Genomic DNA, 24,327 nt, shown 5'->3' on the forward strand with positions numbered 1-24,327 from the left:
CGTGCGCCCTACGCTCCCTGACATGACGACAGCCGACTGCTACACCTGCGGCCAGGAAGCACGCTGCGACGATCTGCCGCCACGTGAGCGCATCGCCGTGGACCGGCACTGGCGGGTGGCGCACGCCATCGGCACGGCCCTTCCCGGATGGCTGGTCCTGGTGCCCCGCCGCCATGTGACGGCCGTTCACGAACTCACCGACCCGGAGGCCGAGACGCTCGGCATCTGGCAGGTCGTACTGTCCCGGGCGCTGCGGGACGTGACCGGGTGCGTCAAGACGTACGTGGCGCAGTTCGCCGAGCTCGAAGGGTTCGCCCATGTGCACTTCCATGTGATGCCGCGCATGCACGACCTTCCCCGGGAACTGCGTGGCTCCCGCGTCTTCGAGCTGCTCAAGCAGCCCGGCCGGCACCAGGTGTCCGCCGAGGCCGCCGACGCGATCGCGCTCGCCCTTCGCGCACGTCTGCGCGCCGGCCACTCCGCCCCGTGACGTCCGCGGGCCGTTCCGGCGGATCCGGCCCGTGTACGCCGTCCGGCGCATCCCTCGTTCCCCGCCCGGGGGCTCATCGGTCGCATTGCCGTGCCCGGTCCGCGTCGATCAGCGGACAAGCGGTGCGCGCTTGTCACACTCGCCGCGCGTCCTCACAGCCATCGTGATCAGGAGAGAGGTACATGAGACACGCAGCACGCGCAGTCATGGTCCTGGCGCTGGGAGCCCTGACCCTGCAGTCCGCTCTCGCGGCGTCCGCGCACAGCCTCAGGAATCCCGGGACCCCCGCGCCGAACGGCGTACGCGGCCAGGTGCGCACCGTGGAACTCGCCCCCGGCCGCACCACCGTGACGCATGCCACCACCGCCGCGCCGTTCCGGATGCTCGGCGTCACCTGGGACGATCCGGCGGCACCGCTGACCGGCGTCGCGGAGGTCCGGACCCGGGCCTCCGGCAGCCTCGCCTGGTCCGAGTGGAAGCGGCTGGACAGCGGCGACAGCCATGGCGACGACTCCGCACGCCGGGGCGGCACCGACCCGCTGTGGGTGGGTACGGCGGACGAGGCGGAAGTCCGCATCGTCACGGAGGGCGAGGAACTCTCCGACCTGCCCGAGGGCCTGCGCCTGGACCTCGTCGACCCCGGTCCGGGCACCGCGATCGACCCGCTGCCCACCGTGCCGCCGCCCGCGGCGGGACCCAACGCGCCGGGGGCCGCGGGTGCCCCGAGGCCGACGATCGTCTCGCGGGCCGGCTGGGGCGCGGACGAGTCCCTCAGCTCCCAGGCCGCCACCTACGCGGCGAGCGGGAAGATCAAGGCCGCCGTCGTCCACCACACGGCCGACTCCAACAGCTACACGTGCGCCGACGCCGCGGCGGTGATCCGCGCGATCCACGCCTACCACGTCAACCAGCTGGGCTGGCGGGACATCGGCTACAACTTCCTCGTCGACAAGTGCGGCACGGTCTACGAGGGCCGCAAGGGCGGCGTGGACCGCGCCGTCGTGGGCGCCCACGCCTACGGGTTCAACACCCAGACCACCGGGATCGCCGTCCTCGGCACCTTCACCACCGCCGCGCCGCCGCAGGCCGTGCTGAACTCCCTCGGCGCGCTGGCGGCCTGGAAACTCGGCCAGTACGGCATCGACCCGGCCGGCACCACCACCCTCACCGCGGGCGCCGACGGCACCAACTACTTCCACAACTCCTGGCTTCTGGGCGCCCCGTTGACCATGCCGACCCTGCACGGCCATCGCGACGGCTACAACACCGAGTGCCCCGGCGAGAAGCTGTACGCCGAACTGCCCGCCGTCCGGGCCATCGCCGCAGGGAAGACTCCCGCCAAACCCTGACCTCACAGAGACCGCGCCGTCCGACCGGGCCCGGCCGCCGGGCCCGGCCGGATCAGGCCTTGTGCTGCATGGAACTGCGCGCCGCGTTGCCCTGCTCGGCGGCCTTCGGGTCCTTCTCGTCGGACTTGGCGCGTACGCCCTCCGCGACGCGCTTGCCGATGCCCTCGTCGATATGGGACCAGTACGCGAAGGCCCGTTCGAGGACGGGTTCGCCGACTCCGTTGAGGAGGTGGCCGACGACGTTGTCGACGAGGCGGTCGCGCGCGGCGTCGTCGAGGACCTCGCGCACCATGGTGCCGGCCTGGCCCCAGTCGTCGTCCTCGGGATGGTCCACGTAGGCCGCGCGGGTGATCTCGCCGTCGGCCTCCCAGCTGGGCGGGCTGCCGTGGCGGGCGGTGTCGGCGGCGGGGCCGCCCTTGGAGTTCGGCGCGTAGACCGGGTCGCTGGTCCGCCGGTAGGCCATCGCGCCGTCCTTGGAGTACGTGTGGACGTCGACGACGGGCGCGTTCACCGGCAGTTGCTGGTAATTGGCGCCGATGCGGTAGCGGTGTGCGTCCGCGTAGGAGAACAGCCGGGCCAGGAGCATACGGTCCGGGCTGGGACCGATGCCGGGGACCAGGTTGTCGGGCTGGAACGCGGCCTGTTCGATCTCCGCGTGGTTGTCCGTGGGGTTGCGGTCGAGCGTCATACGGCCGACGGGGATCAGCGGGTAGTCGCCGTGCGGCCACACCTTGGTGAGGTCGAAGGGGTTGAACCGGTAGCCCGCCGCGTCCGCGTACGGCATCACCTGGACGTGGAGAGTCCAGCTGGGGAACTCCCCGTCTCGGATGTGCTCGAAGAGGTCGCGCATGTGGTAATCGGTGTCCACCGCCGCCATCTGGTCGGCCTCGTGCTGGGTGAAGAACTCGATGCCCTGGTCGGTCTTGAAGTGGTACTTCACCCAGAACCGCTCACCGCTCGCGTTGATCCACATGTAGGTGTGCGAGGAGTAGCCGTTCATATGGCGCCAGGTGCGCGGGATGCCGCGGTCGCCCATCAGCCAGGTCACCTGGTGAGCGGACTCCGGGGAGAGGGTCCAGAAGTCCCACTGCATGTCGTGGTCGCGCAGGTTGCTGTCCGCGCGGCGCTTCTGCGACCGGATGAAGTGCTGGAACTTCATCGGGTCCTTCACGAAGAACACCGGCGTGTTGTTGCCGACCATGTCGTAGTTGCCTTCGGCGGTGTAGAACTTCACCGCGAAGCCGCGCGGGTCGCGCCAGGTGTCCGGGCTGCCCCGTTCACCGGCCACCGTCGAGAAGCGGACGACCAGGTCGGTGCGGGTGCCGGGCTGGAAAAGGGCGGCTCTGGTGTAGGCGCTCACGTCCTCCGTCACCTCGAAGCGGCCGAAGGCCCCGCTTCCCTTGGCGTGCGGCTGGCGCTCGGGGACGCGTTCCCGGTTGAACTGTGCCATCTGTTCGATCAGATAGGCGTCCTGCAGCAGGACCGGTCCCCCGGGGCCGACGGTGAGCGAGTGTTCGTCGGTCTCGGCGGGGGCGCCCGAGTCGGTCGTGGTGGCGGGTCGGAACTCCGTCATGGGCTCTGCCTTCCTTTCGCGGCCGCGTCACTGGAGGGACTCCAGAGGGCCGCGTGACCCGGATCGGCCGACGGTAAACGCCCCACCTGTGACATACGTCCGGATCTCCGGCCGTCGCGGATCGGGCACGCGGGACCGGGCGGGCGCCGCGCCTCACCGGCCGCGGGGTCCGGCGTGGCCGACCGGGCTGAAGGCCCGGCGGTAGGCGGCCGGCGAGACCCCGAAGGCGGATCTCATATGGGCCCTCAGCGAGTTCGCGGAGCCGAAGCCGGCCCGGTGCGCGACGAGGTCGACCGGCAGGTCGCTGGTCTCCAGCAACTGCTTGGCCAGTTCCAGGCGCTGCGCGGTGAGCCACTGCACCGGGGTCATGCCGACCTCGTCGCGGAAGCGCCGGGTGAAGGAGCGCAGGCTCATCCGGGCGTGCTCGGCGAGCTGGGCGAGGGAGAGCGGCTCGCCGAGGTGCTCCAGCGCCCAGGCGCGGGTGGCGGTGGTACTGGCGACGGTCGGATCGGGGACCGGGCGGTCGATGTACTGGGCCTGTCCCCCGTCCCGCCAGGGCGGTACGACGCACATGCGGGCGGCCTGGTTGGCGGCGGCGGCCCCGTGGTCGCGGCGGATCATGTGCAGGCACAGATCGACGCCCGCGGCCACGCCCGCGGAGGTCAGCACGTCGCCGTCGTCGACGAACAGGACGTCCTCGTCGACCTTGACCCTGGGGTAGGCGCGGCGGAACTCGGGAGCCAGGTTCCAGTGGGTGGTGGCGGGCCGGCCGTCGAGCAGTCCGGCGGCGGCGAGCACATAGGAACCGGTGCAGATGGAGACCAGCCGGGCGCCGGGCCTGATGCCGGCGATGGCCGCGGTGACCTCGGCCGGAAGGGGACCGCCCCGGCCCAGCTCGGGCATGGCGTGGGTGGGCGGGATGATCACGGTGTCGGCGGCGGCCAGCGCCTCGGGGCCGGCCGCGGGCTGCACATGGAAGCCCGCGTCGCTCAGGACCGGGGCACCGTCCGCGGTGCACACGGTGACCTCGTACAGCGGGCGGCCCTCGGCGTCGTGGACGCTGCCGAAGACCCGGGAGGGGATGCCGAGCTCGAAGGGAGGCACCCCGGGCAGGGCGAGCACGGCGATCCGGTGCCGTGAGGGCGCCTTCCGCGCCCGGGACCTCGCGTTCTTCGATGCCGTCGCCGTCTCGCTCATGGCCAGATCCTGTCACAGGGTGGCCGGACGGCCAACACCACGCGGGACCGGCGTACCGGAATGTGGACGGTGTCGCTCCCGGAGACCTCCGGCGGCGAGCACAACTCGCTCCGGGACAGCCCGGTCGCGAGCCGAACCGGACGAAGGAATGGGCGGACAGCATGCGTGCGATGGTCGTGGAGCGGTGGGGCGGACCCGAGACGCTGGTGGAGCGCGAGGTGGAGCGCCCCGAGCCGGGACTGAACGAGGTCCTGGTGCGGGTGCACGCCGCCGGGGTGAACCCGGTGGACTGGAAGACCCGCGCCAGCGGGGGCCTCATCGCGTGGGGCGAGGTACCCGCGGTCGGCTGGGACGTGTCCGGCACCGTCGAGACGGCCGGCCCCGGCGTCGGCCTGTTCCGCCCGGGCGACGAGGTCTTCGGGATGCCGCTGTTCCCCCGCCAGGCGGGCGGGTACGCCGAGTACGTCGTGGCACCGGCCCGGCACCTGGCCCGTAAGCCGGCGGGCCTGACGCACGTCGAGGCCGCGGCGCTGCCGCTCGCCGCGCTCACCGCCTGGCAGGCCCTGGTGGACGCGGCGGACGTCCGCCCCGGCGAGCGGGTGCTGGTCCACGCGGCCGCCGGGGGCGTCGGACATCTCGCCGTGCAGATCGCCAAGGCCCGCGGCGCGTACGTCATCGGCACCGCCAGTGCCGCCAAGCACGACCTCGTGCGTCGGCTGGGCGCCGACGAGGTGATCGACTACCGCTCGGCGCGGTTCGAGTTCGCCGTCCGCGACGTCGACGTGGTCCTGGACGGGCTCGGCGGCGAGACCGCGGAGCGCTCCTTGAAGGTCCTGCGCGAGGGCGGCCGGCTGATCACCCTGCCCGGCCCGGACGATGTCCCCGCGGCCCGGGACGGAGTGGAGGCGCGATGGATCCTCGTCGAGCCGGACCACCTGGGCCTGCGGGAGCTCGCCGCGCTGGCGGAGCGGGGCGAACTGAAGCCGGTCGTGGAGACGGTGCTGCCGCTCGCCGAGGCCGCCAAGGCGCACGAGATCGGCGAACTGGGCCGGACCACGGGCAAGATCGTCCTGACGGTCGTCTGAGCGCGATGGCCCCCGCGGTGCCCGCGGGGGTCGGGTACCGGCCCTGGCACCGGGTGACCGGCCGCCGGTGGGGCGGAGACCGGGCGGAAGGGGCGTACCGGACCGCGGACGGCGCCGAGCCGTGATCGTTCTCACGTGCGGGGACTCATGTCCGTCAGGGCCGTGGGTAGGCGCAGCCGTTGTCGCACCCGCATCCGAGGATTGGATCCCCCGCCCATGACACGCTCACCAGGCCCGTCCTCCATGGCCACGGACCTCCTCTCGGCCGTTCCGTGGTCGGGCTGGGCCGAGGACCACACTGCCGCGCTGATCGGCGTCCCACTGCGCATCGCCGTGATCGTCGGGGTCCTGGCCCTGGTCCACTGGGTGGCGCGGCGGGCCATCACACGGGCGGTGCAGCGCATCCTGGAGCCCGCGGAGGGCGAGTCCGGCGTCCGGCGGCTGCGCAGGTCGGGGCGCGGAGCGGCCGTGCTGTACCGGGACGCGTCCCGGGTCCGCCAGCGGCGCGAGCAGCGGGCACGCACGATCGGCTCGGTGCTGAGCAGCGCGGTGACCATCGTGCTGTTCCTGATGGGCGTGGCCATGGTGCTCGACCAGGTGGGTATCGCCCTCGGGCCGGTGCTCGCCAGCGCGGGAGTGGTCGGCCTCGCGATCGGGTTCGGGGCGCAGAGCCTCGTCGCGGACTATCTGTCGGGCCTGCTCATCATGGTCGAGGACCAGTACGGCGTCGGTGACTCGGTCGACCTCGGGGAGGCCGTGGGCGAGGTGGAGCACGTCGGGCTGCGGCTGACGCAGGTGCGTGACCTCAACGGCGGTCTGTGGCACATCCGCAACGGCGAGATCCTGCGGGTGCGCAACGACAGCCAGGAATGGGCTCGCGCCGTCCTGGACGTCGCGGTGGCCTACGAGGCCGATCTGGACGAGGTGTACCACGTGCTCGAGGAGACCGGGCGTGCCCTGCACCGCGACCCGGACTTCCAGGACCTCCTGCTGGAGGATCCGTCGGTGTGGGGCGTGCAGTCGCTGGACGCCGACGGTGTAGTGGTCCGGCTCGCCGTCAAGACCGTGCCGCTCCAGCAGTGGAGTGTCACCCGGGAGCTTCGGCGGCGCGCCAAGGACGCCCTGGACGCCGCCGGTATCGACATCCCCTTCCCGCAGCGCACCGTCTGGCTGCGCAGCGGCGACCGGAGCACCGGCACGCCCGCGGTGCCGGGCTGACCGGGCCAGCGGCGGCGCCACGCAGGACGCGGCCGCCGGTGAACGGGCCGCGGCGACCGTCCGCATCGCACGAGCTGTCAGACTGGGCCCATGCCGAAGAAGCGAATGTCCGACAAGAGTTTCGCCGAGGTGACGGCCTCCCTGGAGCACACGGAGGGGTCGGACCCGGGCATCGGGCAGTTGTCGCCCGCGAGTTCGGGTGAACTCGTCGACGACCGGGGCCGTCTGTGGACGAGGAGCCGGGGCCCGCTGGACGTACGGCTGGCCAAGCGGCTCGTGCGCGGCGCGGACGAGATGATCATCGGGGAGGGCGCGGGCGAGGTCCTGCGGCCCGTGCCCGCCGAGGGGCGCGACGAGGCCTGGGAGCTGCTCAAGGACCGGCTGGAGCCGGGCGGGCCGGGAACGCACCAGGCCTACGAGTTCCGCTCCGAGGACGACCGGGTCCTGCTGTACGTCGAGGAGTTCTGCTGACGCCGGGGTGACGGCGGTAACGGGTCCGGGCGGTCAGGAAGTTGTCGGGGCGGTCAGGAAGTTCCTGACCGCCCCGATACGTGCGTCTCACTTATCCCGGCTCATGGCCGGTTCGTTCACCAGCGGTAGTGGTTGGTGCGGAAGATCCGTCCGAACCGGTTGATGAAGTCGACGTGGACATGGGTGCCGGAGCCGCACGGACCCCGGTAGCGGCAACGGCCTCCGGTACGCGCGACCTGCCTGGCGTGGCGGACCGCGGCGGCCTTGCTGCTGAACCTGGTGGGGTGCCACCAGTTCAGCACGTTGCGCTTCTTGGGGATGTACCGGGCGCAGTTGTGGACCAGCGCCGACCGGCCGTCGGTCACCACGAAGTAGGTGTGGGTACCGCCGACGGTCAGGTTGAAGACGGTCCGGACCGCCTGCGTGCGGCTGGTGGCCGTGACCTCCGGCGCGATCCCGCTCGGGTCCGACAGCCGTGCGCCCGGGGTGAGCCGGAACGCGTCGGTCCAGCCGCGGCCCTGGACGAAGAACGGGTGGTTGGCGGTCGCCGTGATCTTCCGCGACCGTCCGTCGCCGTCCGCGTCCACGGACAGGGTGACGAGATCCTTCGTACCGTCACCGACGATCACGTCGGTGACCGGGGCCACCTTGCTCTCACCGGTGATCTCGTCCACCGACCGCACCAGGTCACCGATCTTCACCTGGCTGATCGGCAGCGTGGTGCCGTCGGCCATGACGACCGGCGTCTCGGGCAGGAAGGAGTTCCAGCGGCAGCTGCGGCCGATGGTCCGTGCCGCGCGCAGAGCGCGGTAGCCGCGGTAGGCCCGGTAGCCCCAGGCCGCCGCGCCCAGACCGGGGATGAAGCCGGCCGCGGTGAGCGCGATGTCCCACTTGTTGCGCCAGGCCCAGCGCTTGGCCTTCTTGAAGAACTTCTTCCAGCCCCACTTGCCGTCCAGGTCGAAGCAGTTGACCGGGTCGGCGGAGCAGTACTCGTAGGCGTTGGCGTTGCCGCCCCGCTGGGGGTCCACGGACAGGAACCGGCCCGTGGCGGGGTTGTACTGGCGGACGCCCATGAGGGTGAAGCCGGCGACCGTCTCGCTGGAGCGCTGCTTGCCGCCCAGCCAGCCGTAGCGCACGGCCTGCTGGCGGTCGCGCGCGTTGCCGTACTCGTCGGTGTCCAGGACGATCGGCGCCTCGCCCGCGTTCAGCGGGAGCTGGAGCGCCACGTCGCCGTGGATGTCGGTGAACTGGAGGACGGTGTCACCGGTGGCGCTGGTGACCGCGCCGAGGTTCCCGGACAGGGAGTCCACGTTGCGGGTCAGGGCACCGGTGGCGGTGTTCTCGACGATCCAGCGCGGATTGTCGTTGTCGCCGTCGTAGTGGTTGAGCTTGTTCTCGGTCGGCGACCAGGTCCCGCCGGTGTTGGTCTCCACCGTCCAGGCGCGGAAGCGCAGGGCGGCGTCGAGGGTCCAGGTCTGCCGCTTGCCGCCGACGGTCTGCTGGTGGGCGAGGTCGTTGGCGTAGTAGCCGACGCTCACGCCGCCGGGCAGGGCGGTGGTGCGGCCGAACGCGTCGTAGACGTAGCCCGCGTCGGTGATGCGGTCGGCGGAGTCGAACGTCGAGGTCCTGCTGGTCCCCCCGGTCGTCGGGCAGTCCAGACCGGGCGCCGAGGCGGCCGTGGTCAGGGACGTGCGGTTGGCGTGCTTGTCGAACCCGTAGGTGCGCCGGGTGCAGACCGTCTCCACGGTGTCGTCGACCTGGACGAGTCGTCCGGCGGCGTCGTAGCGGTAGGTCTGGTCCGACCAGCCGGCGTGGCTGGTGGTCTGGCCCTGCACGGACTCGGTGACCGCGTCGGACATCACCACGGTGCCGTCGCTGTCACGGGTGTACGTGCGGTCGACGGGAGCGCCGGTGGTGTCCTCGGTCTGGGTGAGGGTGTAGCCGCCGGGCAGCTTCTCCGTGGCGACCGAGCCGTCCGCGTCGTACGTCGCCTGGAAGACACCCGCGACGGAGTCCGTCGCCCTGGTGGCCAGGCCGCGCGGCTCGGCGGTGTGGTCGTAGGTGAAGGTGACGGTGGACGGGACGGTGTCGCTGACCTTGGCCGGGCGGTCCAGCAGGTCGTACTCGGTGGTGGTCCGGCCGCCGTCGGCGTCCGTGTAGGAGGCGAGCCGGCCGAGCCTGTCGTGGACCTGGGCGATGGTGCCGCCGGTCGGTGACGTCGTGCGGATCTCCTGGCCGGTGGCCGGGTCGTACTCGGTCGTGGCCTCCGGGACGGCCTGGCCGCTGCCCCCGGTGACCTTGACGGTGACGGGGCGGCCCGCCGCGTCGTACGTGGTGGTCGTGGTGCGCGTGACACCGTTCGCGGTGTCCCGGCCGACCGTGGCGTTGCCCCACCAGTCGTACTCGGTGGTGGTGACGGGCAGTTGGGCCGGGTTGCTGCCGCCGCCGGTGACGGCTCCGCCGGGCCCGGTGGAGCACACCAGGTCGGCCCACTCCGGGCGGCCGGCACAGGTGCCGGTACCGGTCGCGGACCAGTACGCGGTCGTCACGGTGCCCGCGTCGGTGCCGGTGCTGCCCGTGTTGTACGTCTTGACCACACGGCCCAGCGCGTCGTACTCGGTGGTGGTGGTGATCGCCAGACCCGCCGGGTCCTGGACCGACTTCACCGGCAGGCCCTTGGCCCAGTCGTACACGGTCTGCACGACCCGTGTCTCGCCGTGCACCGCGGGGTGCTCGCGCACCTGGGCGCCGGTGGTGACCCGGGTGACCTGGTCCTTCACCTTGGCGGTGCCGTCGGTCGGGCGGCCCGCGTCGTACTCGTTGACCGTCCAGCTCCGCGCGGTGACGGGCGAGCCCGCCCCCACCAGGGTGGTGGTTCCGGACTTCAGGTCCGCGGTGAGGTCGACACGCCGCAGCGGGCCGAACTCCTCCAGCTCCCGGGTGCCGTTGTCGTTGTACACCGACTTCGTGGTGAGCAGGTCGGCGCGCTCGGCGGAGGCCAGCGAGGCGATGCCCAGCTCGGCCTGCGCGGCACGGTCCGCGGCGGTCGTGCCGAGCGCCAACGCCCGGTTGGCCGCCGTCAGTTCACGGACGGTGTTGCCGAAGCGGTCGTACTCGCTCGTGGTGATGTGCCCGCCGGGCGTCGCGGCGTTCACCGCGCGGCCCGAGGCGCCCATGTAGGTGACGTCCGCACGCCCGTAGGACGTGGCGGTGAGCGCGCCGCCCGAGTTCGACACCGGGGCGGCGTCGGCGGGGAACACGGCGGTCGCGTCGGTCGGCGCGTCCGTCTGGCCCCAGGCCTTCACCTCGGCGGCGCCCATCCTGTACGGGGCGGTGGTGCCCGTCAGCGGCACGTCGTAGACGACGCTGGTGGCGGACTCGCCGTCCACCACGTCGAGGGTGCCCTGGCGCAGCGCGGGCCGCGACGCCTTGAGCAGCATGCCGTCCCCGGCCGCGCTGCTCGCACCGGCCTTGCCGTAGGTGAACGTCCACGGCAGCTGACCGGGCGGGGTGACCTGGGTGACCCGGCCCGCGGCGTCGTAGCCGTACTGCGTCTTCAGCGCGGGACTGATCAGCGGGTTCCAGGTCTCGGTGAGCCGGCCGTCCGCGTCGTAGCGGTAGGTCTGCACGGCCTTGGCGGTCGCCGAGGCGGCGCCGGGGTCGGTGGACCAGAGGCGGATCTCCTTCACCTGGCCGGCGAAGTCACCGAGGGTGGTGGCGTTCGCGGTGGTGGTCGTCGCGTAGACGAACTCCAGGGTGCGGCAGCCCTTGGTGGCGGGCGTGGCCGTGCACGTCGCGGCGGACGCGGCCGAGGTCGGCGCGACGACCCGCTTGGGGCGGGCCAGTGTCTTGCCCGCGACGTTCACCGTCTCGGAGACCACGGTCGTCGAGGTCTGGGCCAGGCCGTCCATCAGCGCGCTGGACACCTGCCAGGTGGTGGCGGCCGCGTCCGGCTTGGTGAACTCCGTGACGGTGCCCTCGGTGTCGGCGAGGGTGAAGCTGCCGGTCACGCTGCCGGTGAGGGTCAGCTCCTCGGAGCCGGGCTCCGGGATCCAGCCGGTCTTCGCCGCGTTGGCGGTGAAGGAGATCTCCTCGCCCTCCAGGTCCACGACGGCCACGGCCGTGTCGGAGATCCGCTGCAGGTGCGAGTAGTCGGAGTCGGTGGCCTCGGCGGCCGTGCCCGACACCCACTCCTCGCCGAAGACGGCCACCTGGCCCGTCTGCCGCGCCCCGGCGTCCGGCTTGCGGGAGGAGGCGGTGCGGGTCACCGACAGGTCGAAGTGCGTGGTGTCGGTGGCGGACAGGGTGTAGTCACCGGTCAGCAGGTTCAGCGAGCCGGGACCGATCTCGTCGGTCGCGGCACCGGAGGCGGTGCGGTCGACGACGACGGTGAGCGGCTGCGTGCTGCCGGAGGCGGAGCCCGGGCCGGTGAAGTCGGCCTTGATCTGGACGGTGCCGTCGGGGTCGACCGTGGTGGTCGTGTCCCACACGAGCTGGTCGTTGCGCCCGGCCGTGAGCGTCACCGGCCAGGCGGTCAGCGCACTGCCGCCGGAGGTGACATGGGCCGCGGGGATCGGCGTCCACGCGTCGGCCTCGGAGCGGCGCCAGGAGAACGACACCTTGTCGTACTTCGATCCGTCGGCCTCGGCGACCAGCGGCAGCCGGCGTGCGGTGCGCTCACCCTCGTCGGGCCGGACGAAGCCGCCCGGTCCGGCGTGGAAGGTGTACTCGACCGCCTCGGACTTGTTGTCGCCCTTGTCGACCTGACGGACCTGGAGGGTGTGCGTGCCGTCCTTCGGCGGGGCGACGCCGATGGCCTTGGCGGCGGCGGAGCCGCCGGTACCGACCTTGGTCCAGGTCACGCCGTCCAGCGACCACTCGAGCCAGTTGTGGTCGGGGCCGTTGGGGGTGACGGTGAACGTACCGGTCTGCCCGGCGCCCTTGACCCACGCGGTGGACGGATAGTCGGTGGAGGTGACGCCCGTCGGCGCGGACGGGGCGGCGGTGTCGACCGTGAAGGTCTTCCACGCCGACCAGCCCAGGTTGTAGTGCGCCCCGTCGTACGGGCTGCTGCGGAACTTGTACGTCTTCCCGTTCGTCAGCACCCCGGCGGGGACGGTCACGGAGGCGACCTGCCCGGAGTTCACCCAGGGGGACACGATGACGTTGCCGACCTGGGCGTTGGTGGCGGAGTCGAAGATCTGGAAGGTGCCGTTGACCTTGTCGCCGTTGGGGTCGACGAAGGTGTCCCGCAGCGTCGGGGTCGTGGTGTTGACCACGTAGTCGCCGCCGTAGGAGAAGAACGGCGGTCCCGCCTCCTGCTTGGTCCCCGTACGCGGCCGGTAGTTGTACGTCACGACCAGCTTCGGCGGGTTGGAGGCCGCGTTGGCGGAGTTGACGCGCTTCCACTGCCCGGTGACGCTCTCGTCGGAGGCGCGCAGACCCATGTGGGACTTGGCGGCCTTCGCCGACGCCCATTCCTGCACCAGGGTGGTGACGTTGGCGTTGATCCACCCGTCCGGCTGGCTGCCGCACGAGGCGTTGCCCCTGGTCTCCGACGAGGATGCCTTCTCGGCGGTCCAGGCCGGCTGGGCCGTCCAGCGCGAGGAGGTCGACGCGGCCCCCGTGGACCACACCTCCCACGGCTGGTTGGGGCACGACGAGCCCGTGTAGTTGCCGGAGTGGAAGTTCCACAGTGACAGCTTCGCGTCCGTCACCAGGGCGTCCGCGATCGGCGCGGTGTTCCAGGAGACGAACGAACGGGCCGTGCGGAAGGTGCCGTCGGCGTTCTTCGTGCCCGGGTTGCCGAGGTCCAGCTCGGTGTCGGCGGACCAGTCGACGGTCTCGCCCTGCTGGACGTAGGTGTCGAAGACGTTGCTCAGCGCGGAGGTGGACGGGTCCACCGTCACCGGGTACCGGGTCCTCGGGTCGGCGAGGAACTTCGGGTCCGGGGTGACGACCAGGTCCACCGAGGCGCCGCGCCGGACGGCCTTCAGGCCGACCTTCGCACGGTGGGTGTGCTCCCCGGAGACCTTGTCGGTGCTCGCGTCCCACATCACCGGGGCGGGCATGACGGCCCGCTTCCTGTTCCTGCGGTCGGTGAAGAGGAGGCTGCCGTCCTTCTGCTGCTTCACCGTCAGGCCCTTGGCCTTGAGGGGCAGGGTGTAGGTGTAGCCGTCCGTGCGCGGGCGCTCCCGGATGTCGACGTACTGCTCGTACCCGGTGCGGGTCGCCTCCACGACGACGTCGGCGCCGGGCACGGCTTCCGCGTAGGTGGCGCGGTTGCCGTCCAGGCGCGGCTTGGGCAGACCGCCCTTCCACTGGAGGGTGATCTGCTCGTCGCCCTCGCCCAGGGTCACGAGATCGCGCGCCCCGGCGGTGGCCGCCGCGCTCAGCGAGCGGGCCTTGACGCCGCCGCCGGGGTTGAGGCGCAGCCCGTTGGGGTGGCCGACGGACTCGACCGCGCCGCCGTTCCGCTCGACCAGGTTCAGGTTCACCGGCCGCCAGCGGCCGTTCTCCTGGAAGCGGATCGGGCCGGCGGTGAGTTCGGTGGTGAGCGAGCCGTTCTTGTTCGCCCATGTCGTCGAGGTCTCGGTGCGCTCGGAGAGGGCCTCGACACGTTTTCCGGACAGGCGCGCGGCCACCCGCGCCGACGGGATGTCGGCCGCGTGTGTCACCGACGGCTTCGTTTCCTTGCGGGCCTTGTCCCTGTCGGCCGCGAACGCCGCGCTCGTACTGTCGAGCAGCGAGACGGCCAGCGCCAGGGCAACGCCCCCCGCGACGTAGCGGAGTGTCCCCCCGGACCAAAGCCGACCACGCTCATCGGGAGCGGGTATGTGGATGGTCATGACTCCTCGGTCTCTTTTGAGTTTGCTGTGCACCACATGTGTGGTGCTCGTGCAAAGGTAATGCGGAGGTAAGTGGGAGCGAAGTGAGCCAAGTTGACACAAGTGGGGCGCGAAGGGTCTCAAAGTGCCCAGTGATCTAGACCACTTGCACGATCGGACCCTCGGCGCCGTCCGGCGATCAGGTGCGGATCGGCGATCACATTCGGCCAAGTCCACTGTGATGTTGAAGATTTGACGGACCGACATCTACGGGCACCCGCTCGCGTCGACGAGATCCGGGAGGCAGATCCCGCCGCCGCAAAGGACAACGACCGGTGCACACAGCCGCCTCGGCCTTCCCGTTCGAGGCGGCCGGCCGGCTTCGCGGAGCGAAAGTTCCCGGCCGACTCCCGCCGGTCCCGGGACGCTTTCACCCGTCCACCGCATAGGGTGACTCGGCCACTTCTGTCCCGATCGACCAGGTGAGAGGAATCGATGGCGGAAACGGTGCGGACCGACGCGGTCGAGTCGATGGAGCAACTCGCCGGCGTCTGGCGGACCATGGTGCTCGACCGTGATCCCGAGGCCGATGTCAGGGACCTGCCCGGCATCGCCGTCCGGTGGGCCGACGGCCTGTTCCCCTTCTGGAACTGCCTCACGCTGACCGATGCCGGCGCGGACGCCGATGTTCTCGGACAGCGCCTGCGGCAGGCGGTCGCCGTCATGCGCGAGAAGACCCGGCCGGGCTTCCTGTGGATCTTCGAGGACCTGCTCACCGACGAGGCCCGCGCGCGGCTGAACGGGCTGGCGGACGAGGCCGGACTCGTCCACGCGTTCCCCGGGACCGGCATGGCGGGAGACCTGCTGCCCGTGCCCGACCCCACGCATCCCGACCTGACGTTCGTACGCGTCACCACGGGGGCGCATCTGCGGGCGTACGCGGACATCAACGCGCGCGCCTACGGGTTCCCCTTGGAGCACGGCCGGGACGGCCTCGCCGGGTCCACGCTGTGGACGGGCGAGGTGTACGCCTACCTGGGCCTTCGGGACGGTGTTCCCGTCACCTGCGCCGCGACGGTCGAGGCCGACGGGCGTCTGTTCGTGATCCTCGTCGCGACCGACCCGGCCTGGGAGCGCCGCGGCTACGGCGAGGCGGTGACGCGCAAGGCGCTGCACGAGGGCGGCAGGGCCACCGGACTGACCCGCGCGACCCTGCACGCCACGGTCGCCGGAGCCCCGGTGTACCCGCGCATCGGCTTCGTGCCGAACTCCCCGATCGGCTTCTACGGTCTCAGGTCCGACGTCCGATAGGCCGCTCGACGGTGGCGCGCGGGTCCGGGCCGGTTCGGCCGCCGGACGGCCCGCTCCCGCGCGCCGGACCGTTGGGGGCGCCGACGTGGATCTACAGTGCGCGAGTGGCTTCTGACACCTTGCCGTCCCGTCGGCGGCGGACTCTCCGGGGGCGGGGGTGGGTGTGGTGGCTGCCGACCGTCGTGGTGTTCCTCGACCTGACGGTGGAGGCGGCACTACGGGGCCGGGAGCCGGTCAGTTTCCTTCTCGTGGGCGCTCCCCCGCTGGCCGCCGCGACCCGTGGACCGAAGGGCACGGCGGTCACCGCGGTCGTCTGCCTCGGGCTTCAGATGCTGATGGCGTGGCGGCGTCCGGGGCACTTCACCGAGCAGCATCACGTGGCCCTGTACACGGCGACGGCCCTGATCGGCCTGATCAGTGTCGCCCTCGCCCAGCAGCGCGAGAGCACGAGACGGCATCTGATCCGGGCCAACTCCGTGGCGGAGGCCATGCAACGGACGCTGCTGCGACCCCTGCCGCCCACCACCGGACGGGTGCGTACGGCCGGTTACTACCGGGCGGGCGAGGGCGGCACACTGGTCGGCGGCGATCTGTACGACGTCTTCGAGACGCCGTTCGGCGTACGAGCGATCATCGGTGACGTCCGCGGCAAGGGACTGGACGCGGTCCAGACGGTCGCGGCGGTGCTGGGCGGCTTCCGTGTCTCCGCGCACGAGTGGGCCGACCTTCCGTCTCTGGCCGACCGGCTGGAGCTGAGCATCGAGCGCAACGGCCCGCGCGGACCGGCCGGCGACCTCGAACTGTTCGTGACCGCGCTGGTGATGGAGCTGGGCCATGACTGCGTGCGCGTCGTGGACCGCGGTCACCCGCCGCCCATCGCCGTCGGCCCCGACGGCGCCCGACGCCTGGCCACGGTCCCCGCGCCCCCGCTCGGCCTCAGAGACCTCTCGGCCCTGCCGGTCCATGCCACCGATCATCCGCTCGCACCGGGCGAGGTCCTGGTCGTGCACACCGACGGCATCAGCGAGGCCCGCGACGCCGACGGCGTGTTCTATCCCGTCCTCGAACGCCTCGACGCACACTTCCGCGGCCGCCCCGCCGACCCGGCCGCCGTCGTCGCCTTCCTGGCCGCCGACACGGAGAACTGGGCGGACGGCGCCGACGAGGACGACCAGGCGGTACTCGCCCTGGCCCTCGCCTGACACCTGTTCGTCCGGATCGCGCGGGTCGCCGAGCCGTAGACTTCCGCGCGGGGAACGCCGACGACGTCTGGCCGTCGTGCGCCCCGTGGGGAGGAGATCGCATGCAGGACCCTTCGGACTCGACGGAGAGCGGCGAGCCTGAGGAGAACGGTCGAGGCCAGGCCGACGACTCCCCCGCTCCTGGCGATCCGATACCCGGCTCGGACATCGGATCGGCGACGGCGTCGACCGTCCTGGCGGAGGTGCTGCCAGGGATCGCTGTCGTCTTCGGTGAGGTCCCGGCGGAACTCGAGCCCGATCTGGTCGACTTCGGGCTCGTGCCGGTCGCCGACCGACGGCAGCTCTCCACCGTCCTCGCCTCGGTCGGGAACACGGCGACCGCGGCCGGCAACCTCGGCAACGCGTTCGCCGGCATGCAGGGGCTCTACAGGTTCAGCGAGGCGACACAGGCCGTGCTGAACGCCGGCGGAACGCTCGCCGTCAAGGACGGCGCGCACCTCGGAGCGGTCTTCCTGAACGGCAGGATCGTCCATCAGGCCCGCATCATCCCCGTGACCGCGGTGAGCGCGGCGCAGACCGCTGCCGCGCTGGGTCCCGCGCTGGCCATGGTCGCGCTTCAGATGCAGTTGAGCGAGATCACAGGCCTGGTCAGAACCAACATCGCGCTGACGAGCCAGGTACTCACGGCTGTCCGCCACGCCCAGTGGTCCGAACTGACTGCGCATGTCGCCACCATCGATCGCGCGGTGGACCAGGCGCGAAAGGTCGAATCGGTCCCGACCTCCCTGTGGGAGACCGTGGCGGGCAGCGAGGCGGCGCTGCGCAAGCAGCTCGACCTGTACCGGCTGAACGTCGGCGGTCACATCCGGCAGATCCAGCGGCTCGGCACGCCTGGTCGCCGCGAGTATCTGGAGACGAACGCCGAGGCAGTCGTCTTCGACGCCAACGCCCTGCTGTCCTCCGTCAAGGCGTGGACCGGTTACCAGGCGCTCCGCGCCGCGCGGGCGAGAGCCGCCGGATCAGAGGACGCGGGTGAGGCCCGGCTCGTCGACGTCATCGTGCGTGACACCCGCGAGGAACTCGCCTCCGCCCTCGCCGAGACGACGAGCCTCGTCGGCGCGCTGACACGAGAACTGCGCATCGTCGCCGAGCTCCCCGGACGTGACACGCTGCCTCTGCCGGGGAAGCGGAGGGAGTCGATCGCGGCCCGCCAGACCTCCGCCCGGCTGCTGGAGGCGATCGCGCCGCTCGCCGACGCGCTCCGTCCGCCGGTCCCCGAGCTGGAGGCCCCGGGCGTCGTCTGCGCACCCGGGTCGCTGGAGGTCGAGCCGTACCTTCGCATCCTGCGATGGTTCCTGGAGGACGGCGAGACCGTACGCGTCCTCGGCTTCCCCGATCAGCTCGACGCTCTCGCTCCCCTTTCCGCGATCCTCAGCGGAGCGAAGGAGAAGCTGGCGGCGGCGAGGGACAAGGCGACGGCGAGGACACTGGTCGCCGTCACCGACCGGCGTGTCATCACGGCCCGGGCGAACACGTTCCTCGAACAGGGCGAGATCCGTCAGGACATCCCGGTCGACCAGGTGCGCTACGTCCGGGTGACGACCGCGCAGGACAAGACCACGCGCCTGACGGTCGACCTCATCACACGCGACGAGAACGTCCGGTGGCTCTTCCCCACGGACGTCGACACGACCGAGGTGAACGCGCTCGCCGCCGTGCTGGCCGAGTCGATGACGATCCCGGACACCGAACGCGAGGCGCTTCAGCGGCGGGACGTGGCCGAGAACGTGTGAAGGGGCCGGGCCGCCGGTGAGGTTCGGCGGCCCGGCCCCGGGTGCGTGGCGGCTCCCCTGATCCGCGCACGGCACCCGGCCCCCGGCACAGGGGTCAGGTCCCTGTACCGGGGCGATCAGGACCCGTCAGGGGGCGCTCACGCCCAGCGTGTAGGCGCCGGATCCGCTGTAGGCGTGGACGACGTAGCGGTAGTAGCCCGCGCTGCCCGTGTAGGTGATGTCCTCCTCGGAGGTGGCGTCACCGTCCACGGCGACGGAGGCCCAGCTCGATCCGTTCCACTTCTGGAGGTACAGGTCGAAGTCGGTGCCGGCCGGTCCGCGCAGGCAGCCCGCGTGGGTACCGGAGGTCGCCGAGTAGTAGTAGGACCCGTTCGGCTGGACGGCCGACGCACCGGAGGTCAGAGTGCCCTGGTAGGTGTTCTCGGCGTTCTGGCATCCCGTGGGCGGCGTGGTGGTCCCGACCGTCAGCTGGTAGGTGACGGTGTGCGTGGTGGAGCCGGTGCCGGTGACGGTGATCGGGTACGTGCCGTCTGCGGTGCCCGACGCGACCTGGACGGTCATCGTGGAGGAGTTGCCCGAGGTGACCGAGGAGGGGCTGAAGGACACGGTGACACCGCTGGGAGCGCCGCTCGCGGAGAGCTGGACGGTCTGTGAACTGCCGCCCGTGGTGCTGGTGTTCACGGTCGCGGTGGCGGAGGACCCCGGCTGGGCCGAACCCGAGGAGGGGTTCAGGGCGAGCGAGAAGTCCGGGGTGGTGGTGCCACCGCAGTCGGTCTCACCGGACTGCGCCGGGACGCCGATCGCGTTCCAGGCCGCCTTGACCGCGTTGCACTCGGTGCTGCCGTAGGTGTTCTTGGCACTGGTCAGCGTGGCCCTGCGGGCGGCGGGGTGGTTCCAGGAGGAGGTCTTCATCAGCAGGGCACCCATGAAGACCTTGCCGGCCTTCTGGATGCCGATGCCGGTCACGGAGGACGGGCCGCCGGAACATATCGGGCTGCTGGGCTTGCCGCCGCCCGGGTTGGAGCCCTCGGCGAGCAGGTAGAACCAGTGGTTCTGCGGACCCGCGGCCGCGTGCACCTCGGTGTTCGAGGTCAACTGGGTGTAACAGTTCGGGTTGTTGTTGATGAGCGACGGGTTGTACATGTTGCGGATCGGCTGGTTGTTGCCGGTGAAGTTCAGCTTCTCGCCGACCGTGTAGTCGGGGGTGTCGTTCGGGTTGTTGGCGTAGTGCTCGGTGAGCGCGCCGAAGATGTCGCCGGTGGACTCGTTCATGCCCCCGTTCTCGTTGGACGAGCCGGTGCTGCCCGGAGTCCGGTCGAAGATCTCGTGGCCGTACTCGTGGGCCACGACGTCGATGCCGGTGAGCTGGTTGGTGCCGTTCTGGTTGCGGCCGTACGTGGTCTTCGTTCCGTCGTAGTAGGCGTTGACCTCGGCGAGTCCGGCACGGGCCGGGACCATGCCGCCCTGGCCGTTGATGCCGTTGTAGCCGAACCACGACTTGAGCATGTCGGACTCGCGCTGGGCGGCGTACATGATGTCGACGCAGGCGGTCACGAGGTCGTTGGCGCCGCCGTTGCCCCACGGGGAGGACCCGGTGTAGGCGCTGCCGTTCTGGCCGCCGCACCGGAAGCCGGAGCGGTTGGGGTCGGTCATCGAGGAGGCGGCGGTGTCGATGGTGACGGTGCCGTTGTGGTAGCCGCGGCCGTCCGCGTGCTGGACCTTCTCGGTCGCCTGGGTGACGCGGCCGGTGCGGGCGTCGACGAAGGTGTCGAGCGAGCTGGGCTTGTTCTTCGCCGTGCGTCCGACGACCAGGGTGTGCCAGGCCAGGACCGGCTTGCCCGCCTTGAGCAGGACGGTCAGCTCGGGGGCGCCGGCGGACTCCACGGACTTGAGCTGCGCCCGCGCGGTGGCGAGTGCGGCCCGTGCGCCGACCTTGGCCTCGGTGGAGAGCCGGAGGGCCGGGGCGGGGGCACCGGTGACCTCGCGGACCTTGCCCGTGGAGTCGCTGAGCACGACGGCGTCGCCGCCGCCGGCGACCGGGAGGCCCTTGTACGTGCGCTCGTACGCGGAGAAGTACAGCCCGTTCGACCAGGGGGTGACGGACGTGCGGACGAGGTCCTCGTCGGCGCCGTGCCGCAGTTCGTCCAGGCCGCTGGTGGCGGCGCCGTCCGCGGCGGCGAGGGCACGGGAACGGCCGTCGCCGGGTGGCGGCACGGGCCGGTCCTGCTGGGCCGCGCCCGCGGGCCCGGCGAGTGCGGCCGCGAGGCCGGCCGAGAGGGCCAGGGCCGTCACGGCGGCGGTGAATCTGGTGGGGTGCAACGTCTGCTCCGTTCAGGATGGGGAGGCGGATCGTTGCGGCGAGTATGGGCGTGGACATGGCCAGTTAGGGACATGCCATGTGGCATAGGACGGGAGTTATGGTGCGGCGGCCGCGGGGTGCGTACTCTGCGCCAATGAAGCTGGAGTTGAGGCACCTCGAAGCGGTGTGCCGGATCGCCGAGGCGGGCAGTCTGAGCCGGGCCGCGAGGCGGCTCGGGGTCTCCCAGCCCGCGCTCTCGGCCCAGTTGCGGCGCATCGAAAGGGTGGCCGGCGGTGAGCTGTTCCTGCGCGGGCGACACGGCGTGGAACCCACCCCGCTCGGTGAGTTCGTCCTGCGCAAGGCCCGTCTGGTGCTCGGCGAGATGGACGCGCTGGCCGCTGGCGCCCGCGCCATCGTCCCGCACCCGTCCCTGCGTCTGGGCTGCATCCTGCTCGTCCTCGTCGACCGGCTGCTCGGCGAACTCGAGCAGGCGATGGCCCGTCACGAGATCACGGTGACCGTCGAGCACTCGGCGACCGCGCTCACCCGCCAACTGGGCGCGGGACGCTACGACGCGGTGCTGTACGGCGAGGTCAACGACTACGAGGTGCCGTTGCCGCAGGGCACCACGGCGCGCACCCTGATACCCAAGGAACCCTTCTGCGTACGGCTCTCGGCCGCGCACCCGCTGGCGGACCGGAAGCGGATCGCGCTCGCCGAACTGGCCGACGAGTCCTGGATGATGCTGGTGGAGGACGACGACGGCGGACCCGAGGCGCTGGTGGCCGCCTGCGCCAAGGCAGGATTCACGCCGCTGATGCGGCACCGGGTGACGGACCGGAAGATGCAGTGGGGCCTGATCGCCGCCGGCCGGGCCATCTCACTGAGCCAGCCGACCGCCCCGGTCACCGAGGGAACCGTGCTCCGCCCCCTGCTCGGCGACCCCGTCACCGGCCGTATCCGGATCGCCTGGAACCGCTCGGCGGTCTCCACCCTGCAGGCGGACCTGCTCTACCGCGCGGCCGCCCGCGCCTATCTCGCGAACGTGGACAACAACGCGTTCCACCGTGAGTGGTGGGACGCCCGGCCCGAACTGCACCCGGCGTCGGAGGACTCGGAGTAGGGCTGGCGATTATCCGTCGGCACGCGGCACTAATGCCTCTCATTACCGGCCCGTGATCCCGATAAATTCTGGACCGAGCGCACGGTTCCGTTGCTGGTCCGGGGCCTGATTACGGAGGTTCTCGCACCGCCTCACCGCGGTCCGCGGCGCGCTTTCCTTCGTTTTCGTGCTGCCACCACATGGCACAGGAAATCCCGCGCAATGAACAACCGGCCTCGCAGGCATGCCCAGTTCGACGCCGAATTCATCGATCAAACGGAGAGCACTCGTCCATGCACGCACAGATCGTCCTCTTCGACGGATTCGATCCGCTCGATGCCGTCGCCCCCTACGAGGTGCTGTACGCGGGCGGTGTCGCCGCCGACGGCGCGCTGGCCGTGGAGCTGGTGTCCGCCGAGGGACCACGGGAGGTGGTCAGCGGCACCGGCGGCCTGGCCCTGCGCGCGACCGCCGCCCTGGACCCCACGCGTCCCGGCATCGTCCTGGTGCCGGGAGCGTCCGGCCGCGTCGGCGAACCCGGCGATGTCCCAGGCGAGGACGCGGGCGAGGACCCGGTCGAGGCCGACGGTCCTCGGGACGAGCTGATCCCCGTACTGCTCGGCCGCACCCTGAAGACCGACCTCCCGAAACTGCTGGGTGCGGCGATGGAGAACCCTCGGGTGACGGTCGCTACTGTGTGCGGCGGCTCGCTCGTCCTGGCCATGGCAGGCCTGCTCGAGGGCCGCCACGCCACCACCCATCGCCTCGGCCTCGACCTGCTCGACGCCACCGGCGTCCACGCTGTGCGCGCCCGGGTCGTCGACGACGGCGACCTCGTCACCGGCAGCGGTGTGACCTCCGGGCTCGACCTCGCCCTGTATCTGCTGGAACGCGAGCTGGGCCCCCGGATCGCCCACGCCGTGGAGGAACTGTTCGCCCATGAGCGCCGCGGCACGGTCTGGCGCCGAAAGGGCCCGGCGCCCGCCGCGTTCTGAGTTCTCCAGCCCCCTGTCCCCCCTCACCAGAAAGCACAACAGCATGTCCGTCGAAGGAACTTGGGACCTGTCCATAGCCACCCCGATCGGCACCGTCAAGGCCGTGGTCGAACTCCGGCACGAGGACGGTGTCCTGACCGGCACCGCCCACGGGTCGGGTGAGGAGGTGCCGCTCAGCGACGTCGTACTCGAGAGTGACCGGCTCACCTGGAAGCAGCGGATCACCAAGCCCATGCGCCTGAACCTGGCCTTCGCGGTGACGGTCGCCCACGACGGCACCCTGACGGGAACCTCCAGGGCAGGTCGCCTCCCGGCCTCGAAGGTCACCGGCCGCCGCCGCGCCCTGCGGCCGGTCGCGGACGGGTAGCGGTACCGAACTACGGCGCTCAGTGCCCGTCGCGGACGGGTAGCCGTACCGAACTCCCGCGCGCTCAGTGCCCGTCGCGGACGGGTAGCCGTACCGAACACCGGCACTCAGCACCGGTCCCGGACGGGTCGCCGTACCGAACTCCCGTGCGCTCAGTGCCGATACACGGCGATCGCGGTCCGGACGAACGAGCGGATCAGCGGAAGCGTGATGTCACCCTCGCGCACGGCCACCACCGCACGGCTCGGCGGCATGCCGATGAGCGGCACCACGGTGAGCCCCTCGGCGGGCTCGTGGTCGAGGAGGGTCATGCCGACCGTGCCGTTCCACAGGACGGCCTGGCGGCACTCCTGGACCGTTCGCACCGTCGGACCCTCGCGAGGTTCACCACCGCTCCAGTAGGACTGCCAGGCGGGGTCCGTGCCCCGCGGGAACCGGAACCAGCGGCGGTCGGCGAGATCGGCCGGCTTCAGGCTGCCGCTGCGGGCCAGTGGATCGTCGGAGCGCAGCAGGGCGCCCACCGGGTCCGCCCGCAGTTCGTGCACAGCAAGGCCGGTCTCGTCGAACGGCCCACGGCTCAGGGCGACATCCACCAGTCCGGCGTGCAGACCGCAGGTGGGATCGGTCAGCCCGGTCTCGCGGACGCGGACCTCGACCCGCGGGTGCCGCCGGCGGTAGGCGTCGGCCAGCCGGAGGGCACGGGGATCGGTGCTGTCGCCGAGGATGCCCACGGTGACGACGGAATCGCCCGCCGCCGCGGCCACGCGTGCCCGTGTCCGCTCGACCCGGTCGAGCAGGGCGCGTGCCTCGTCGAGCAGTACGGTGCCCGCGGCGGTGAGGGTGGCACCGGTGGGGCCCCGGTCGAACAGCGTGGCGCCCAGCTCCGCCTCCAGCCGTCTGATCGCCCGGCTCAGCGGCGGCTGGCTCATGTGCAGCCGGGCGGCGGCCCGGCCGAAGTGGAGTTCCTCGGCGACGGCCACGAAGTAGCGCAGCGTGCGTAGCTCCATACTGCGACGATACCCGCACGGTATCGAGGCCGCGGAGCAGG

16 protein-coding genes are annotated in these 24,327 nt (G+C 71.5%); 11 read left to right on the plus strand and 5 right to left on the minus strand.

Annotated elements, in window-relative coordinates; genetic code table 11:
* The first annotated feature begins 22 nt into the window (after positions 1 to 22).
* Positions 23 to 490 carry an HIT family protein gene (locus tag ACZ6SQ_RS17670; RefSeq protein WP_469562585.1) on the plus strand — a complete coding sequence of 156 codons (468 nt, stop codon included), beginning with the start codon at positions 23 to 25 and terminating at the stop codon, positions 488 to 490.
* A gap of 182 nt (positions 491 to 672) precedes the next feature.
* Positions 673 to 1,839, plus strand: coding sequence for a peptidoglycan recognition protein family protein (locus tag ACZ6SQ_RS17675; protein ID WP_469562586.1), 1,167 nt, complete (start codon positions 673 to 675; stop codon positions 1,837 to 1,839).
* A 52-nt stretch (positions 1,840 to 1,891) separates the two neighbouring features.
* Here ACZ6SQ_RS17675 and ACZ6SQ_RS17680 read toward each other — a convergent pair whose 3' ends face one another.
* Positions 1,892 to 3,412, minus strand: a complete 1,521-nt coding sequence (locus tag ACZ6SQ_RS17680; RefSeq protein ID WP_469562588.1) for a catalase — start codon at positions 3,410 to 3,412, stop codon at positions 1,892 to 1,894.
* Positions 3,413 to 3,565: 153 nt separating this feature from the next.
* The gene (locus tag ACZ6SQ_RS17685; protein WP_469562590.1) at positions 3,566 to 4,609 is read right to left on the minus strand and encodes a GlxA family transcriptional regulator; all 1,044 of its coding nucleotides are present in this window, start codon (positions 4,607 to 4,609) and stop codon (positions 3,566 to 3,568) included.
* Positions 4,610 to 4,770: 161 nt separating this feature from the next.
* On the opposite strand from ACZ6SQ_RS17685, the gene ACZ6SQ_RS17690 reads away from it, so the two are divergent.
* The 3 genes from ACZ6SQ_RS17690 to ACZ6SQ_RS17700 all read left to right on the plus strand — a co-directional run bounded on the left by ACZ6SQ_RS17690 (position 4,771) and on the right by ACZ6SQ_RS17700 (position 7,383).
* On the plus strand, positions 4,771 to 5,694 hold the full coding sequence (locus ACZ6SQ_RS17690) for an NADP-dependent oxidoreductase (RefSeq protein ID WP_469562592.1): 924 nt from the start codon (positions 4,771 to 4,773) through the stop codon (positions 5,692 to 5,694).
* Positions 5,695 to 5,910: 216 nt separating this feature from the next.
* Complete coding sequence (locus ACZ6SQ_RS17695) at positions 5,911 to 6,912, plus strand: mechanosensitive ion channel family protein (RefSeq protein ID WP_469562595.1); 1,002 nt, start codon at positions 5,911 to 5,913, stop codon at positions 6,910 to 6,912.
* 90 nt (positions 6,913 to 7,002) lie between these two features.
* Positions 7,003 to 7,383 (plus strand): hypothetical protein, encoded by a 381-nt coding sequence (locus ACZ6SQ_RS17700; protein ID WP_469562597.1) that lies wholly within the window; start codon positions 7,003 to 7,005, stop codon positions 7,381 to 7,383.
* 116 nt (positions 7,384 to 7,499) lie between these two features.
* Here ACZ6SQ_RS17700 and ACZ6SQ_RS17705 read toward each other — a convergent pair whose 3' ends face one another.
* Positions 7,500 to 14,231, minus strand: a complete 6,732-nt coding sequence (locus tag ACZ6SQ_RS17705; RefSeq protein WP_469562599.1) for a polymorphic toxin-type HINT domain-containing protein — start codon at positions 14,229 to 14,231, stop codon at positions 7,500 to 7,502.
* Positions 14,232 to 14,705: 474 nt separating this feature from the next.
* Between ACZ6SQ_RS17705 and ACZ6SQ_RS17710 the strand changes: the two genes are divergently transcribed.
* The 3 genes from ACZ6SQ_RS17710 to ACZ6SQ_RS17720 all read left to right on the plus strand — a co-directional run bounded on the left by ACZ6SQ_RS17710 (position 14,706) and on the right by ACZ6SQ_RS17720 (position 18,516).
* Positions 14,706 to 15,521 carry a GNAT family N-acetyltransferase gene (locus ACZ6SQ_RS17710; RefSeq protein WP_469562602.1) on the plus strand — a complete coding sequence of 272 codons (816 nt, stop codon included), beginning with the start codon at positions 14,706 to 14,708 and terminating at the stop codon, positions 15,519 to 15,521.
* A gap of 104 nt (positions 15,522 to 15,625) precedes the next feature.
* Positions 15,626 to 16,723: a PP2C family protein-serine/threonine phosphatase gene (locus ACZ6SQ_RS17715; RefSeq protein WP_469562605.1), complete on the plus strand. Its 1,098-nt coding sequence runs from the start codon at positions 15,626 to 15,628 to the stop codon at positions 16,721 to 16,723.
* A gap of 101 nt (positions 16,724 to 16,824) precedes the next feature.
* Positions 16,825 to 18,516 (plus strand): hypothetical protein, encoded by a 1,692-nt coding sequence (locus ACZ6SQ_RS17720; RefSeq protein WP_469562607.1) that lies wholly within the window; start codon positions 16,825 to 16,827, stop codon positions 18,514 to 18,516.
* Positions 18,517 to 18,642: 126 nt separating this feature from the next.
* Here ACZ6SQ_RS17720 and ACZ6SQ_RS17725 read toward each other — a convergent pair whose 3' ends face one another.
* Entirely contained in the window at positions 18,643 to 20,835 is a 2,193-nt protein-coding gene (locus ACZ6SQ_RS17725) for a M4 family metallopeptidase (RefSeq protein WP_469562609.1), read from the minus strand.
* Between the two features lie 134 nt (positions 20,836 to 20,969).
* Here ACZ6SQ_RS17725 and ACZ6SQ_RS17730 point away from each other — a divergent pair, with 134 nt between their 5' ends.
* The 3 genes from ACZ6SQ_RS17730 to ACZ6SQ_RS17740 all read left to right on the plus strand — a co-directional run bounded on the left by ACZ6SQ_RS17730 (position 20,970) and on the right by ACZ6SQ_RS17740 (position 23,279).
* A complete protein-coding gene (locus tag ACZ6SQ_RS17730; RefSeq protein ID WP_469562611.1) occupies positions 20,970 to 21,938 on the plus strand; it encodes a LysR family transcriptional regulator in 969 nt (322 codons plus the stop codon).
* Positions 21,939 to 22,210: 272 nt separating this feature from the next.
* On the plus strand, positions 22,211 to 22,912 hold the full coding sequence (locus tag ACZ6SQ_RS17735; protein WP_469562614.1) for a DJ-1/PfpI family protein: 702 nt from the start codon (positions 22,211 to 22,213) through the stop codon (positions 22,910 to 22,912).
* A gap of 43 nt (positions 22,913 to 22,955) precedes the next feature.
* A complete protein-coding gene (locus ACZ6SQ_RS17740) occupies positions 22,956 to 23,279 on the plus strand; it encodes a hypothetical protein (protein WP_469562616.1) in 324 nt (107 codons plus the stop codon).
* Positions 23,280 to 23,431: 152 nt separating this feature from the next.
* Here ACZ6SQ_RS17740 and ACZ6SQ_RS17745 read toward each other — a convergent pair whose 3' ends face one another.
* A complete protein-coding gene (locus ACZ6SQ_RS17745; protein ID WP_469562618.1) occupies positions 23,432 to 24,286 on the minus strand; it encodes a LysR family transcriptional regulator in 855 nt (284 codons plus the stop codon).
* Positions 24,287 to 24,327: the final 41 nt, after the last annotated feature.

It is taken from the genome of Streptomyces sp. NPDC048600 (assembly GCF_055587025.1).

Excerpts from the sequence above, each read along its gene's own strand:
- ACZ6SQ_RS17670 (WP_469562585.1), top strand. The coding sequence starts at position 23 with ATGACGACAGCCGACTGCTACACCTGCGGCCAGGAAGCACGCTGCGAC.
- ACZ6SQ_RS17675 (WP_469562586.1), top strand. The coding sequence starts at position 673 with ATGAGACACGCAGCACGCGCAGTCATGGTCCTGGCGCTGGGAGCCCTG.
- ACZ6SQ_RS17680 (WP_469562588.1), bottom strand. The coding sequence starts at position 3,412 with ATGACGGAGTTCCGACCCGCCACCACGACCGACTCGGGCGCCCCCGCC.
- ACZ6SQ_RS17685 (WP_469562590.1), bottom strand. The coding sequence starts at position 4,609 with ATGAGCGAGACGGCGACGGCATCGAAGAACGCGAGGTCCCGGGCGCGG.
- ACZ6SQ_RS17690 (WP_469562592.1), top strand. The coding sequence starts at position 4,771 with ATGCGTGCGATGGTCGTGGAGCGGTGGGGCGGACCCGAGACGCTGGTG.
- ACZ6SQ_RS17695 (WP_469562595.1), top strand. The coding sequence starts at position 5,911 with ATGACACGCTCACCAGGCCCGTCCTCCATGGCCACGGACCTCCTCTCG.
- ACZ6SQ_RS17700 (WP_469562597.1), top strand. The coding sequence starts at position 7,003 with ATGCCGAAGAAGCGAATGTCCGACAAGAGTTTCGCCGAGGTGACGGCC.
- ACZ6SQ_RS17705 (WP_469562599.1), bottom strand. The coding sequence starts at position 14,231 with ATGACCATCCACATACCCGCTCCCGATGAGCGTGGTCGGCTTTGGTCC.
- ACZ6SQ_RS17710 (WP_469562602.1), top strand. The coding sequence starts at position 14,706 with ATGGCGGAAACGGTGCGGACCGACGCGGTCGAGTCGATGGAGCAACTC.
- ACZ6SQ_RS17720 (WP_469562607.1), top strand. The coding sequence starts at position 16,825 with ATGCAGGACCCTTCGGACTCGACGGAGAGCGGCGAGCCTGAGGAGAAC.
- ACZ6SQ_RS17730 (WP_469562611.1), top strand. The coding sequence starts at position 20,970 with ATGAAGCTGGAGTTGAGGCACCTCGAAGCGGTGTGCCGGATCGCCGAG.
- ACZ6SQ_RS17735 (WP_469562614.1), top strand. The coding sequence starts at position 22,211 with ATGCACGCACAGATCGTCCTCTTCGACGGATTCGATCCGCTCGATGCC.
- ACZ6SQ_RS17740 (WP_469562616.1), top strand. The coding sequence starts at position 22,956 with ATGTCCGTCGAAGGAACTTGGGACCTGTCCATAGCCACCCCGATCGGC.
- ACZ6SQ_RS17745 (WP_469562618.1), bottom strand. The coding sequence starts at position 24,286 with ATGGAGCTACGCACGCTGCGCTACTTCGTGGCCGTCGCCGAGGAACTC.